At 66.2% G+C, this 13,516-nt stretch carries 13 protein-coding genes; 5 read left to right on the top strand and 8 right to left on the bottom strand.

Annotated features, from left to right (window positions below):
* From AC5RUJ_RS04205 to AC5RUJ_RS04195, 3 genes are all read right to left on the bottom strand, one after another.
* A partial coding sequence (locus tag AC5RUJ_RS04205) for an aldehyde dehydrogenase family protein (protein WP_494155620.1) occupies positions 1 to 951 on the bottom strand: 951 nt, incomplete at its 3' end.
* Between the two features lie 93 nt (positions 952 to 1,044).
* Complete coding sequence (gene kdgD, locus AC5RUJ_RS04200; RefSeq protein WP_494000869.1) at positions 1,045 to 1,989, bottom strand: 5-dehydro-4-deoxyglucarate dehydratase; 945 nt, start codon at positions 1,987 to 1,989, stop codon at positions 1,045 to 1,047.
* A gap of 155 nt (positions 1,990 to 2,144) precedes the next feature.
* Complete coding sequence (locus tag AC5RUJ_RS04195) at positions 2,145 to 3,029, bottom strand: LysR family transcriptional regulator (protein WP_494076476.1); 885 nt, start codon at positions 3,027 to 3,029, stop codon at positions 2,145 to 2,147.
* Positions 3,030 to 3,189: 160 nt separating this feature from the next.
* Here AC5RUJ_RS04195 and AC5RUJ_RS04190 point away from each other — a divergent pair, with 160 nt between their 5' ends.
* From AC5RUJ_RS04190 to AC5RUJ_RS04175, 4 genes are all read left to right on the top strand, one after another.
* A complete protein-coding gene (locus tag AC5RUJ_RS04190; RefSeq protein ID WP_494013724.1) occupies positions 3,190 to 4,194 on the top strand; it encodes a tripartite tricarboxylate transporter substrate binding protein in 1,005 nt (334 codons plus the stop codon).
* A 49-nt stretch (positions 4,195 to 4,243) separates the two neighbouring features.
* Positions 4,244 to 4,795: a tripartite tricarboxylate transporter TctB family protein gene (locus AC5RUJ_RS04185; RefSeq protein ID WP_494076475.1), complete on the top strand. Its 552-nt coding sequence runs from the start codon at positions 4,244 to 4,246 to the stop codon at positions 4,793 to 4,795.
* An 87-nt stretch (positions 4,796 to 4,882) separates the two neighbouring features.
* Positions 4,883 to 6,409, top strand: coding sequence for a tripartite tricarboxylate transporter permease (locus tag AC5RUJ_RS04180; RefSeq protein WP_494000866.1), 1,527 nt, complete (start codon positions 4,883 to 4,885; stop codon positions 6,407 to 6,409).
* Positions 6,406 to 6,801 carry a universal stress protein gene (locus AC5RUJ_RS04175; RefSeq protein WP_494000865.1) on the top strand — a complete coding sequence of 132 codons (396 nt, stop codon included), beginning with the start codon at positions 6,406 to 6,408 and terminating at the stop codon, positions 6,799 to 6,801. The genes AC5RUJ_RS04180 and AC5RUJ_RS04175 overlap by 4 nt, the downstream gene beginning before the upstream one ends.
* 108 nt (positions 6,802 to 6,909) lie before the next feature.
* On the opposite strand, the gene AC5RUJ_RS04170 is transcribed toward AC5RUJ_RS04175, so the two are convergent.
* From AC5RUJ_RS04170 to AC5RUJ_RS04150, 5 genes are all read right to left on the bottom strand, one after another.
* Positions 6,910 to 7,605, bottom strand: coding sequence for a FadR/GntR family transcriptional regulator (locus AC5RUJ_RS04170; RefSeq protein WP_494127706.1), 696 nt, complete (start codon positions 7,603 to 7,605; stop codon positions 6,910 to 6,912).
* Positions 7,606 to 7,685: 80 nt separating this feature from the next.
* On the bottom strand, positions 7,686 to 8,819 hold the full coding sequence (locus AC5RUJ_RS04165) for an L-talarate/galactarate dehydratase (RefSeq protein WP_494013725.1): 1,134 nt from the start codon (positions 8,817 to 8,819) through the stop codon (positions 7,686 to 7,688).
* 157 nt (positions 8,820 to 8,976) lie between these two features.
* Positions 8,977 to 9,963, bottom strand: coding sequence for a 2-hydroxyacid dehydrogenase (locus AC5RUJ_RS04160; RefSeq protein WP_494076472.1), 987 nt, complete (start codon positions 9,961 to 9,963; stop codon positions 8,977 to 8,979).
* A gap of 120 nt (positions 9,964 to 10,083) precedes the next feature.
* Positions 10,084 to 10,347 (bottom strand): PLD nuclease N-terminal domain-containing protein, encoded by a 264-nt coding sequence (locus AC5RUJ_RS04155; RefSeq protein ID WP_494127573.1) that lies wholly within the window; start codon positions 10,345 to 10,347, stop codon positions 10,084 to 10,086.
* 147 nt (positions 10,348 to 10,494) lie between these two features.
* Entirely contained in the window at positions 10,495 to 11,073 is a 579-nt protein-coding gene (locus tag AC5RUJ_RS04150) for a DUF1697 domain-containing protein (RefSeq protein ID WP_494127572.1), read from the bottom strand.
* Between the two features lie 557 nt (positions 11,074 to 11,630).
* On the opposite strand from AC5RUJ_RS04150, the gene AC5RUJ_RS04145 reads away from it, so the two are divergent.
* Positions 11,631 to 13,516 (top strand): Hsp70 family protein (locus AC5RUJ_RS04145; RefSeq protein WP_494155619.1); only part of this gene is annotated, 1,886 nt, incomplete at its 3' end.

Below are 13,516 nucleotides of genomic sequence, written 5' to 3'. Positions count from 1 at the left end.
GGCGGGCACGAAGGCAAGCCCGGGAGCGGTGCACAGCTGGCCGCTGGAACCGGTGACCGAGCCGACGTAGGCCGCGGCCAGGGCGTCCAGGTCGCCCTTGAGCGCGCCGTCGAAGAAGAAGACCGGGTTGATCGAGCTCATTTCGGCGTAGACCGGGATGGGTTCCGGCCGTGCCGCGGCCGTGGCCACCAGTGCGGTGCCGCCGGAGCGGGACCCGGTGAACCCGACGGCCTTGATGGCCGGATCGGCGACCAGTGCCTGCCCGATGCTGGCGCCTGGGCCGTAGACCAGGGAGAACACGCCCGGGTGCAGGCCGGCGTCACGGACGGCGTCGGCAATGGCATGACCGACGATTTCGCTGGTGCCCGGGTGGGCGTTGTGGGCCTTGAACACCACCGGGCAGCCCGCGGCCAGCGCGGAGGCGGTGTCTCCGCCGGCGGTGGAGAAGGCCAGCGGGAAGTTGCTCGCACCGAAGACGGCAACCGGGCCCAGCGGGACCTTGCGCTGCCGGATGTCCGCCCGCGGCATCGGCTGGCGGTCCGGCTGGGCCGGATCAATGCGCACACCACGGTGGTCGCCCTGGCGTACCACTGCAGCAAAGAGGCGCAGCTGGCCGGTGGTGCGGCCGCGCTCCCCGTTCAGCCGGGCAGCGGGGAGACCGGTTTCGGCCATCGCGCGTTCGACCAGCTCGTCACCGACGGCTTCGATGTTCTCGGCGATCTTCTCCAGGAAGGCGGCATGCGTTTCCGGCTCCAGCGTGCTGAAGGAGGCGAAAGCTTCCTCCGCCGCGGCAGTGGCGGTCGCCAGCTGGGCCGCGTCGATCAGGCTGTAGGCCGGTTCGAGGACTTCGTTGGTGGCAGGATCGAAACCGTTGACAGTGCCGCCGGTACCGGTCACGGCTTCGCCGGCGATGATCGAATGGCCTGTCAGAGTTGTCTGCGTGCTGGGCATCGGATGCTCCTTCTGGACTGGGGATGGTCTGCGGTGGCTGCTGGGCGGAAAGCGGCCGCCCCGTGGAGGGCGGCCGCTTCCCTGGCGTGGAACCTAGGCGTTCTGCCGGACGTCTGCCGGGCGGATGCCGGCGGCCTCAATCAGGGCCGACAGGTCGGCGATGTCCTTCTCGGTCAGGTCCTGCAGCGGCGGGCGGACGAAGCCTGCGTCGCGGCCGACGGCCTTCAGGCCGCCCTTGACGATGGATACACCGTATCCTTTAACCCGGTCGCGGATGTCCAGGTAGGGGAGCACGAAGCGGTTCAGCTTCTCGGTCACGGCATCGCGGTCTTGGTTGCGGACGTCGCGGTAGAAATCCAGGGCGAACTCCGGCACGAAGTTGTACATCGCCGAGGAGTAGGTGCTCATGCCCAGCTGCAGCAGCGGCAGGGCAAAGGTCTCAGCCGTCGGCAGCCCGCCCAGGTAGAACAGCCGGTCGCCGTTCTTGGCGTAGACCTTGGTGAGGTGCTCGATGTCGCCCAGGGCGTCCTTGAAGCCGATGAAGTTCGCGTGCCGGTCGGCCAGGGCCGCCACGGTGTCCGCGGCGTAGATGGCGTTCGCCCTGTTGTAGACGATGACGCCGATGTTGGTGGCGGCGCATACGGCCGAAACGTGCGCCAGCAGGCCGGCCTGGTCGCATTCGGTCAGGTACGGCGGCAGCAGCAGCAGGCCCTCGGCTCCCGCGGCCTCCGCGTCCTTGGCGTTCTGGATGGCTTGGGCGGTGGAGCCGCCTGCCGAAGCAAGCACCGGAACCCGGCTGCCGGCTTCCTCAACGGCCATCCGGACCACGCGGGCGGACTCGGCCGGAGTCAGGCTGAAGCCTTCGCCGGTGCCGCCGGCGGCAAACAGGCCTGCGACATCGAAGCTGGACTGCCAGTCCAGGTGGTTGCGGTAGGCGGCTTCGTCGATGTTCAACTCCGCATCAAACGCCGTCACTGGGAATGACAACAGCCCGTCCTTGAGCTTGTCTGCGAGTTCATGGGGCGTGTACTGGGCCACGTGCATCTTCCTTTGCGATGGTGCCGCGGGCGGCGGGTTGAATGCGTTGGCTCCACCCTAGGAAGACAACGTGATGCCTGTCCAAGCCCTCTTTTGTATGGATTGATGCACTAAGAGTATTGACGTTCGGAGACGCGGTGGTGGTCGGCTGGCAGCTAGGAGGCTTTGGCCCACACGCTCTCCAGCATCCTGCGTAGCGCGGGGTTGTGCGAGTTCCGGCTCCAAATGGCATGCAGTTCCACCGAGTCCGGCGCGAGTTCGGGCAGATGCAAGTAGCTGACGCCATCGACTCCCAGCAGTTGTGCCGATTCGGGCACGAAGGCCACACCTCGGCCGGCCGCCACCAGCGCCACCATGGTCAGGATCTGGCTGACGGTGTGCACGACGTTGCCGTGCTCGATCGGGATTTGGCGCACCACCAGATCGTAGAAATAGCGCGCCTTGATCGGTGAATGCATGATGAGCGGCACGTCTTTGAGGTCGGCCACGGCCAGCGGACGTGCCAGTTGATCCAGCGGGTGCCCGCTGGGAACTGCGAGCATCAGGTTTTCCGACAGCATCAGGTGCGATTCGAAGAGGTCTGTGTCGAAGGGCGGGCGGGCCAGCCCCAGATCAAGGTCGCCGTCCATAATGGCTTGAACCTGCTCCCCGGTCACCAGTTCCTCGAGTTCGACGTCGACATCGGGCAGTTCCAGTGCAATCTCGGCGAGCAGGGGTCCGAGTACGCTGAAGGCGGTGGCGGCAGTGAAGCCGATCCGGATCTCACCCGCCCGGCCGGCGGCGATGCGGCGTGCCGTTCGGGGCGCCCGGTCTGCCGACACCACCAGCTTCCGCGCCTCGGAGAGAAAGGCGTGTCCGGCGGCGGTCAATGCCACCTTGCGGTTGTCCCGCTCCAAGAGTTCGACGCCGATGCTGCGCTCCAGTTTCTGGATCTGCCTGCTGAGCGGGGGCTGGGTCATGCTCAGCCGTTCGGCGGCGCGGCCGAAATGCAACTCTTCGGCGACAGCGATGAAACTTCGGGCCTGGTCCAGGGTGAACATGATGCCTTTCAAGTATCATTCAATGCACTAATGGGCTTGGACATGCATCATAGTCTCTTTCTAAGCTCGATGTCCGAGCCACTAGTGACCTGTCTCATATGAGTCGGGTCACGGCCGAGACCCGTTCGAACATCGCTGTTCATCGAGCAAGGAGCCCGAAGTGAAAGCACTCTCCATCCGCCGGACCGTTCTAGGTCTGACCGCTGCCTCTGCTGCGCTGGCGTTGACCGCTTGCGGCGGCAACGTTGGGGGCGGCACTGCCGCCGAGGGGGACAGCTTCCCCAACGGCCCCATTACTCTGACCGTCGGCCAAGCTCCGGGCGGGTCGACCGACCTGATCGCGCGCACCGCGGCCGAAGGTATGGCCGACGAGCTCGGCGTCGCTGTTCCGGTGGTGAACAAGCCCGGTGCCAACGGCGCCCTGGCAACGCAGGAAGTCGCGGCAATGGAGCCCGACGGACAGAACCTCGTCCTGCTGAATGCCTCGCTGATCACGATCACTCCGCTGGCAGTATCTGAAGACGAAGCCGTCAGCCTTGACGACCTGGATGTCATCAAGGGCCTCTCTCAGGACGACTACGTGTTGGTTGCCAGCGCCGAATCCGGTTTTGAAAACCTGGACGATATCAAGAACAGCTCCAAGAAGCTGACCTTCGGCACCACCGGCGTGGGCACCGGCTCGCAGCTGTCCCAGGCCATCCTGTTCGCCCAGGCCGAGATCAAGGGCACCGCGGTGCCGTTCGATTCGGGTTCCCCCGCGCTGACCGCTGTCATGGGCAACCAGGTCCAGCTGGCCACCATCCAGCTGGGTGAAGCAAAGCCGCAGATCGACGCCGGCAAAGTCAAGCCGATCGTTGTCTTCTCCGACGAGCGCAACACCTTCCTGCCGGACGTCCCCACCGCCATCGAAGAAGGCTACGAAGTCCCGGTCTCCCAGTACCGCGCCCTGGCTGCCCCGAAGGGACTGCCCGAGGATGTGAAGGCCAAGCTGGTCGAGTCGGTCGAGGCCGCCCAGGCCACCGACACGTACAAGGCCTTCAACGAGAAGAACATGCTGACCCCCAAGGAAATCTCCGGCGAGGAAGTCGTCCAGCAGTGGAACGACTTGGCTGCCAAGTACAAGGAGCTCACCGAGAAGTACGACATCTCGCTGGCCGGCGAGTAGCAACACCCACGTGAGGCCGTCCGGCCTCCACAGCGAATCGAGTTAAACCATGACGCCCCACCGCGAGACGCCAGCAGAAGGCACTGAGTCAGTCGACGTCGTCGACGATGACCTGACACCGGAGGAACTGGCTGCCCAATGGGAAGCCGAGGCCGCGCCGCCGGCAGGGCCCATTGCCAACCTCGCATCATCCCTCGTGGTGCTCGCGCTGGGCGTGGCGGGGCTCGTCATGTCGCTCGGTCTGGGGCTGGGAACGCCCTCCCAGCCCCGGCCCGGCATGTGGCCGTTCGTGGTCAGCCTGATCATCGCTGTCCTCGCGCTCGCCCAACTGGTTGTTGGGCGGCGTGGGGGCCGCGACGGGGAAAAATTCTCCAAACTGTCCTGGCTTGCGGCCATTGGGTTTGCGACCCTGCTGATCATGGTGTTGCTGATGCCGCTGATCGGCTTCGAGGTCCCTGCACTGCTCCTCTGCCTGGTCTGGATGAAGTTCCTCGGCGGTGAATCCTGGCGTGGCGCCATCATCTACTCGCTGCTGATTGTTGCCGCGTTCTACGCCATCTTCATCCTTGCCCTGGGAACGTCGATTCCCCACCTGTTCTAGCGGGTTGTGCACTCCCACGGTGTCGGCTTTGCCGCCAACGTGGGACCCTCGCGCCCCACCCTCGCCCACTGATCCAAAGGTTCTCGCATGGATTTCCTGCAACCGGTCATGGACGGCTTCGGCGTCGTCCTAGAGCCCTCCAACCTGCTGTACTGCCTGCTGGGCGTTGTTATCGGCATGCTGATCGGCGTACTGCCTGGCCTCGGTCCGGCAGCCACCATCGCCATCCTGCTGCCGCTGACCTACGGGATCGAGCCCGTCACGGCCATCATCATGTTGGCGGGCATCTTCTACGGCGCACAATACGGCGGCACTATCACCTCGGTGCTGTTGCGACTTCCGGGCGAAGCCAGCTCCGTCGTCACCGTCTTCGACGGCTACCAGCTCGCCAGGAAGGGCAAAGCCGGAACGGCGCTGGGCATCGCCGCCATCGGCTCCTTCATCGGCGGCACGGTGGCCATCATCGGTTTGACCTTCCTCGCCCCGCTGGTGGCAGGCTTCGCATTGGACTTCGGCCCGCCCGAGTACGCAGCCTTGGCCATGGTCGGCATCCTGCTGGTCGCCACGATCAGCAACGGCGCCAAAATCAAGGCATTGATCGCCGCCGCCTTCGGACTTCTGCTGGCCACCGTGGGCCGCGACATTTTCACCGGTGCCGAACGCTTCACGTTTGGCAACCTGAGTCTGGCCGACGGCATCGACTTTGTCCCGGTGGCCATGGGCTTGTTCGGCGTCGGCGAGATTCTCTACAACCTGGAAGAACGCCACCGCGCGGCCCAAGCGCCGGCAACAGTGGCAAACGTTTGGCCGTCCAAGAAGGACCTCAAGCAGTCGGCCGGGGCTATCGGGCGCGGCTCTGTGCTCGGCTTCTTCCTGGGCATCCTGCCTGGCGGCGGCGCCACGATCTCCTCGCTCGCCGCCTACGCCGTGGAGAAGAAGCGCGCCAAGAACCCGGAACGCTTCGGCAAGGGCGCCGTGGAGGGTGTTGCCGGTCCGGAGACCGCCAACAACGCCGCGGCGACAAGCTCCTTTATTCCGCTGCTGACCTTGGGTATTCCCGCCAATGCCACCATGGCGATCATCTTCGGCGCGCTGCTCATTCAGGGCGTGACCCCGGGCCCGCAGCTCATTGTCGAGAACCCGGATCTGTTCTGGGGTGTGGTCAACTCGATGTACATCGGCAACATCCTGCTGCTGATCATGTCCATCCCGCTGGTCGGCTTGTTCGTCCGCATCCTGCGGGTGCGCGCCGCCATCCTCGCTCCGATCACCGCACTGATCACCTTGCTTGGCGCCTACACCATCCGCAACTCGATGTTCGACGTGCTGCTGGTGGTCCTCTTCGGCGCCGTCGGGTACCTGATGAAAAAATTCGGATTCGAGCCTGGACCGCTGGTGTTGGCCTTCGTGCTCGGTGCGCTGCTCGAGTCCAGCTTGCGGCGTTCGCTGTTGGTGCTCGACGGAGACGTCGCCGGATTCATGGGCCGGCCGATCTCCGGCACGCTGGTAGTTCTGTTCGTGCTGGTCGCTGTCTGGCCGATGGTCAAGTCCGCCATAGAGCGCCGGAAAAACTCCCGTACCCAAGCTCGCACCGAAACCAAGGAGAACGCATGAGCATCCTCGTCGGCTATGTACCCACCCCCGTGGGAGAGGCAGCCGTGTCCGCCGCCATCGCGGAAGCCAAGCTCCGCGGTGAAGACCTGCTGATCGTCAACTCCACCCGTGAAGGGGTGCTGGTGGATAAAACCGTGGCGTCGGAGAACGACCTCCTCCGCCTGAAGTCGGCAGCCAATGAGGCGGGCGTGGCCGCAGAAGTGCTTCGCCCCACCCACCGCGACGACCTGGCCGACGAGATCCTTGAGCTCGCCAGCGAACGCGAGGTCTCGCTCATTGTCATCGGTCTGCGCCAGCGCACGCAGGTGGGCAAATTCATCATGGGTTCGCACGCTCAGCGCATCCTGTTGCAGGCAGACCGGCCGGTGTTGGCCGTCAAGGCAGCCGAGTAGCCACAGCCGGTTCACCCCCGCAACAGCGAAGCGGCAGCAGACTTTGGTCTGCTGCCGGTTCCGTATCCGGACCCAGTGACCTTACGGCGGGTGCAGTTCCCGGGGTAATCAGTGCCCGGATTCGCTCTCCAACCGCAGCCGCGAATTGACCAGGTGGGTGCGCATGGCGGCAGCCGCGGCCAGTGCATCGCCGGCTTCCACTGCGGCCAGCACCGCCGCATGTTCGGACGCCACGGCCGAGAGGCGGGACGTTTCGGCTTCGGATCCGCTGGCCTCCAGCCGGTAGCGGGGCATGGCAATCATGGCCGGGCCGAGGGCCGCGATCGCATCCAGAAAGTAGGGGTTGCCGCTGGCCTCGGCGACGGTGCGGTGAAACTCGAAGTCGTGGGATAAGGCCGCGGCCGGGTTGGAACCGGAGCGAGAGAAGTCAGCGTTTGCGGCGCGCAGGGCCGCCAACTGCTTGTCGGTCCGCCGGACGGCGGCCAAGGCAGCGGCTTCGCTTTCCACGCCGGTGCGGAACTCCACCAGCGCCCTCCGGTCCTCCAGAGTCCGCACGGGCCGGAGGCCGCGGGGGCCTTCCGCTTCCGCCGGTGGCGTCAGCGCGAAACTCCCGCTGCCGCGCCGGGTATGCACAAGTCCCTCCGCCTGCAGCCGGGTGATGGCCTCGCGCACCACTGTGCGGCTCACGCCGTGCTCTGCGATCAGCGTGTTCTCGCTGGGCAGCTTGTCGCCGGGAGCGATATCGCCGTCGACAATGCGCCGACGCAGGTCGTCAACCAAGGTGACCGTCAGGTTCGGTTTCAACAATCGCTCCCGTTTTCTCTAGGGCAGGGTGAGAGGGGAACGACGACGGTGCGCGGCACCGTCGTCGTCAGGGGATAAGGCTAGGCGCGGCCGAACTCCACGCTGTCCGTGGTCCAGGCGCGCGCCTGTTCGCTGAAGGTGAAGCCGAGGCCCGGACGGTCCGGGACGATCATCCGGCCGTCGCGGGTCTCGAGGCGCTCGTTGAACAGCGGGTCCAGCCAGTCGAAGTGCTCCACCCAGGGCTCGCGCGGGTAGGCGGCGGCCAGGTGGAGGTGGATCTCCATCGCGAAGTGCGGCGCGAGGTCCAGCCCGGCCTGGTCCGCCAGCGTGGCCAGGCGCAGGAACTGCGTGATGCCGCCGACCCGGGGAGCGTCGGGCTGGATGATGTCGCACGCGCGGGCGGCGATCAGGCGTTCGTGTTCGGCCACCGAGGCCAGCATCTCGCCGGTGGCAATCGGGGTGTCCAGGGCAGCGGCCAGCGCGGCATGGCCTTCGGCGTCGTAGGCATCCAACGGTTCCTCGATCCAGACCAGGTCGAACTGCTCCAGGCGGCGGCCCATCCGGAGGGCGGTGGCCCGGTCCCACTGCTGGTTCGCGTCCACCATCAGCGGCACGCCGTCGCCGATGTGGTCGCGGACCGCGGCGACACGGCGCAAGTCCTCGGCCGAGTCCGGCAGGCCGACCTTGATCTTGATGCCGCCAATGCCGTCGGCAAGGGAACGGCTCGCGCGGTCCTTGACCTCGTCGATGGAGGCGTTGAGGAAGCCACCGGAGGTGTTGTAGGTCCGGACCGAGTCCCGGTGCGCGCCGAGGAACTTGGCCAGCGGGAGCCCTGCCCGCTTGGCCTTGAGGTCGTAGAGCGCTATGTCGAGCGCGGCCAGGGCCTGGGTGGCGACGCCGGACCGGCCCACCGACGCGCCTGCCCAAAGCAGCTTGTTGTAGAGCTTGGCGATGTCGTTGGGGTCCTCGCCGAGCATCGCCTCGGCGACTTCCGTCGCGTGGGCGTATTGCGCCGGGCCGCCGGCCCGTTTCGAATAGCTGAAGCCCAGGCCCTCGTGTCCCTGCACGGTGGTGATTTCGGCAAAGAGGAAGACGACTTCCGTCATGGGCTTCTGGCGCCCGGTAAAGACCTTGGCGTCAGAGATGGGCGTGGCCAGCGGCAGCGTGGCAGTGGAGAGCTTGACGTGCCGGATGGCATCGGCGGTGTAGGGCATGGCGGTCCTTACGCGGGGATGGCTACTGCGACTGATTGTACAAGTCGCGCACTTGTCATACAAGTATTGCTCCAGGGTGACGCTTGCCAGAGCCAACCCCGGTCTTACCCCGCGTCGAACCCCCCCCGGATTTCCCGGCGCCGGGCCGGGCACGGGGTTAGCCGATCGGGGTTACCAACGAGCCGTCGCGCAGGTAGCTGCGCAGGTTCTCCAATGTCAATGCGGCCATGTCGGCGCGGGTCTCACGGGTGCCGCTGCCGATGTGCGGTAACAGGACCACGTTCTCCAGCTCCATCAGTTCGGCCGGCACATGCGGTTCGTCGGCAAAGACGTCCAGCCCTGCGCCCGCCAGGCGTCCTCCGGCCAAGGCGGAGACCAGGGCATGTTCGTCCACAATGGTGCCGCGAGCGATGTTGATCAGGTAGCCTCCCGCGCCGAGCTTGGCCAGCACCCCGGCGTCGACCAGGTTCACCGTCTCCGGTCCTCCGGCAGCCGCGATGACGAGCACCTCGACGGCCTCGGCCAGTTCGGCGGGGGAGGAGTGGAACGCGTAGCCCGAGTCTTCGACGGCGCGGCGGCTGTGGTAGTGGATCTCGCAGTTAAACGCTTCCAGCCGCTTGGCGATGGCCTGGCCGATCCGGCCCAGGCCGAGGATGCCGACCTTTCTGCCGGAGGCCCGCGTGGTCAGTGGGTAGGACGTGGTTGAGGCCCATCCGCCGAGGCGGACGAACCGGTCGGCGGCGCTGGTTCGGCGCAGTACATCCAGATAGAGGGCCAGCGCGGTGTCGGCCACGCAATCGGTGAGCACATCCGGGGTGTTGCTGACGTGGATGCCGCGTTCGTTTGCCTGCTCGACGTCGGTGGCGTCGTAGCCGGCGCCGAAGTTTACGATGGCTTCGAGGTTCGGCAGCCGGCGCATCAGGTCGGAGCCGACACCATGGCGGCCGGAGCACACCGCCACGCGGATGCCGGGGGCGTGCCGCAGCAGGAAATCGCCGCGTTCCGGGCCGTCCGGGAGCAACAGTGCGCCGAACTCATCCGCCAAGGCGGCGGTGACAACGGGGTTCACCGGTCCAACCTGAAGGACCTGCCGGCCGTTGGAGGGTGTGGAAGCAGCGGCGCGCACGGCCGTACGGGTAGTCATGCCAGAAGAGTAAGGACCTTCGCGGAGGCGCGTCCAACACGGATACTGCATGGACCGATACCCGGCGGGACACGTTCCATCCGTCCCGCGGAACCGCCGGCCGTTTTCGCGGGCGGGCCTTTAGGGAACAAGGGGCCCCGTCGCCTGCTTCACCGGCCCGGTGTCCGGCTGGGCCGTATGAGCGGCGGCCCGGCGCGATGCCGTCCGGAACCACGCCAGGGGGCCAAGGATGGGCACCGCGAGCACCAGCAGGGACCAGCCGGCTTTCGCCGACCGCTTCCGTTTGCTCCGCCCGATGCTGACCAGCGCTCCGACCGCCAGGAAGAGGGCAAATGGACCGGCACAGACGGCAGCCGATATCCACGTGACCGAGTCGAACAGCATAGGATCCCCCTTCCTTGGCCGTGCCCGGCCGCCGGCCATAACAAAGGCCGCAACAAGCACGAGTCTAGAATCGCACCGGCGCCGCGGCTATCCGCCGGGAGGATGAGTTCGGGCGGTTCCACTCCTCCCCCGGTAGCAGGGGCCGCCTCAGCCCTCCGTGCGGAACCTGGCCAGCATCTTGTGCAACGTGTTGAGGTTCCTGGTGGTCGTCACCGGCTTGTACATTGTTTTGGCCATTTGCTTGGACAGTTTGGACTCCAAAGTGTTGCCTTTGGGCACCTCCCAGTACAGGACGTCGCCCCCCGGAGACGCCCGTTCTTCGGGCGAAAGTTCCGGGCAGTCCTCGAGCAGTTGTTCCACAACATCCTCACCCGTGGTGAGCACCGCGTAAGCGTGCCGGGGAACGCCGTCGTCGGCCGGGGTGAACGGGTAGCCCTCGACGATGGCGGCCAGCTCGCTGGGAGTCTTGACGATGACCCAGGCGTCGTAGCCGAAAGCCGTCCGCAAGCTCGCTTCGACTCTTTGCTTGACCACGCCGGGGTCTTGGGTCTCCGCGCGCAGCATGACGTTGCCCGAGGCGAGGACGGTCTCCACCTGCCCGAAACCGGCTTCGGTGAGGACCCGCTGCAAGTCCTTCATGGCAATCCGGACGCCTCCAACGTTGATGCCGCGCAAAAACACGCCATAAGTCCGTAAGAAACCGGATTCGCCGTATTTATTTTTCATGGTGCTCCGGGGTCGGATGGACAGGAAATCATTGTATGCACCGGCCGTGATCGCTTCACGGTCTACCCATTGAGGGACTAGGCGAAGCAAGGTACGCGACTTCGCATATGTATCACCAGGGAGGCGCAAAATCGCGGAAATAGGCCGTCGAAGGACTAAACCATTCACCAAAATTTCGTGTTGCTCATGCTTGTTATACGGGGGATCCATTCCCTTGTCTAAGCACGTCACCCCTCCTAGGCTGAATGTAACGGAACGGCTTTCTGAAGGACGCCGGATCCAAGTGTGGGGAACTGCGGTTGGCGGCGGCTGAGGGCGTCATTTCGCAGCGGCTTCATGGGGACACGGGCGGATGGATACCGCCCGCCTAGGGGGAATCAGAGCATGACTCTGGAGACAGTATAAAGAAGCGGTGGGGGACGTTCCTTTGCTGGACGTACCTGAGGGGATTCATGGCTTATGTACTGAGTGTCGATGTCGGCACAAGTTTCACGGCAGCAGCGACAGCGCGATACGGGAGCGGAGACCGAAAGCCTCAGCAGCCGCAGGCTGTCCACTTGGGTTCACGTGCGGCGGCCGTGCCGTCGGTGATCTATGTAGGCGAAGACGGCGCAGTTCTGGTCGGAGAGGCAGCCGAACGGCGGGGCACGACGTCCCCTGACCGGGTGGTTCGAGAATTCAAGAGGCGGATCGGCGACTCGGTGCCGATGATGGTCGGAGACCTGTTTGTCGCACCTGAGGACATTTTCGCCGCCGTGGTCCGGTGGGTCGTAGACCGCGCCCAGGAACGTGAAGGCGAAGCTCCGGAAGCGGTAGTGGTGTCGCATCCGGCCAGCTGGGGTGACTACAAGACCGGACTGATCCGTGACGCCTTGGCCGGCGTCGGGCTCGCCGACGTCATGTTGTTGAGCGAGCCGGAAGCAGCCGCCCTCCATTACGCCTCCCAGAACCGCGTGGGCACGGGGAGTCTGGTCGCCGTCTATGATTTCGGCGGCGGTACCTTCGACGCGGCAGTCCTGCACAAGGGTGACGCAGCCTCATTCACGCTGCTGGGCAAACCGGAAGGTTTGGAGCGGGTGGGTGGAGCTGATGTCGACGACGTCGTCTTCGCGCACGTCGTCGCCAGCCTGGACGGCGGGCTGAGCGCGGTGGACCCCACCTCCACGCAAGCACGCGTGGCGCTGGACCGTATCCGGCGGGAATGCGTGGAAGCCAAAGAAGCGCTTTCGGCCGATTCCGAGGCAACAATCCCTGTGTTGCTGCCGGAGCTGCAGACAGGCGTCCGCCTGGTGCGGTCCGAATTTGAGGGCATGATCGAGGAGCTGGTGCGGGACACGCTCCACTCCCTGCGCCGGGCTCTCGACACAGCGCAAGTGGCTGCCGAGGACCTCACCGCCGTCCTCTTGACTGGCGGCTCGTCCCGCATCCCCTTGGTTGCCCAATTGCTGTCCGCCGAACTGAAGCGTCCCCTCGCCGTGGATGCGGACCCGAAGGCCGCCATCAGCCTGGGGGCAGCGTACTTCGCGGCCCGAAACAGGCTCGCGGTGCCATCCGGACACGCTGCCGATCCGGAGCCCCGGCCGGTGCCGGAAGCCGTCGCAGTCGAAGGCCGCGCCTTACCGCAACCACACGTCCACGCCCACGCCGCGTCCGCGGTGGAAGGCGCCGGCACCGCACGGAAACCCGTGCTGGCCATGCGCGCCGCTGCCGTAACAGTGGCGGTCGCCGCCCTCACGGCGTTGACGGCAACCGCCGCCCAAAGCCCTCACGAATTCGGCCTGTTCGGTTCCCAACCGGGCGTCGCCCAAGGCAGCGCCGGGGAGCGGAACGGCTACGTACCCGGGGGAGCTCCGGAGGAAAGCGAAGGGGCCGGGCCGGCCAATTCCGTGATGGCGGCTGAACCGGCGCAGCCGGGCATGAGTCCCGTGGTTTTCTGGGAGAACTCAGCTGCAACGTCCTCCGGCGCAGCGGCTCCGAGCACGGAAGGCTCACCGGGCTATGGCGGCACCGCGGGCTTCGCTCAGGACCAGGTGACCTACGCGCAGGACCGGGTGACGACGACGCCGAACGGCCAACCGTCGACTCGCCCGGGAGGCGTATCCACGCCGGCCGTCGATGCCGGGCAGGGCCCGGGATCGAAGCCGGACGACGGCACCAACACTCCTGCCCCGGGACCGACGGGAACCCCCGAGCCGCCCGCGGCTCCACAGCCAGGCACCACTCCCCAACCTCCCGCCCCCGAGCCGGAACCGAGTGTTCCGGCTGTGCCGACAACGGCACCGGAACCGGATCCGGTGCTGCCGCCTCCGGTCCCCGACCCCGCGCCGGAACCTGCCCCGGAGCCCGCGCCGGAGCCCGCGCCGGAGCCCTCATCAACACCGTCAGAGACGGTGGTTGTCGATCCTCCGCCGACCGCGCCAGCCTGGGTGGACCCGACGCAGCC

The sequence above is a fragment of the Arthrobacter sp. Y3223164 genome, from assembly GCF_059091005.1.
The sequence above is the reverse complement of the archived record's forward strand: the minus strand, read 5'-3'. Positions and strand labels throughout refer to the sequence as shown.

Excerpts from the sequence above, each read along its gene's own strand:
- AC5RUJ_RS04195 (WP_494076476.1), bottom strand. The coding sequence starts at position 3,029 with ATGTTCACCCTGGACCAGGCCCGAAGTTTCATCGCTGTCGCCGAAGAG.
- AC5RUJ_RS04185 (WP_494076475.1), top strand. The coding sequence starts at position 4,244 with ATGACGCCCCACCGCGAGACGCCAGCAGAAGGCACTGAGTCAGTCGAC.
- AC5RUJ_RS04180 (WP_494000866.1), top strand. The coding sequence starts at position 4,883 with ATGGATTTCCTGCAACCGGTCATGGACGGCTTCGGCGTCGTCCTAGAG.
- AC5RUJ_RS04175 (WP_494000865.1), top strand. The coding sequence starts at position 6,406 with ATGAGCATCCTCGTCGGCTATGTACCCACCCCCGTGGGAGAGGCAGCC.
- AC5RUJ_RS04165 (WP_494013725.1), bottom strand. The coding sequence starts at position 8,819 with ATGCCCTACACCGCCGATGCCATCCGGCACGTCAAGCTCTCCACTGCC.
- AC5RUJ_RS04160 (WP_494076472.1), bottom strand. The coding sequence starts at position 9,963 with ATGACTACCCGTACGGCCGTGCGCGCCGCTGCTTCCACACCCTCCAAC.
- AC5RUJ_RS04155 (WP_494127573.1), bottom strand. The coding sequence starts at position 10,347 with ATGCTGTTCGACTCGGTCACGTGGATATCGGCTGCCGTCTGTGCCGGT.
- AC5RUJ_RS04150 (WP_494127572.1), bottom strand. The coding sequence starts at position 11,073 with ATGAAAAATAAATACGGCGAATCCGGTTTCTTACGGACTTATGGCGTG.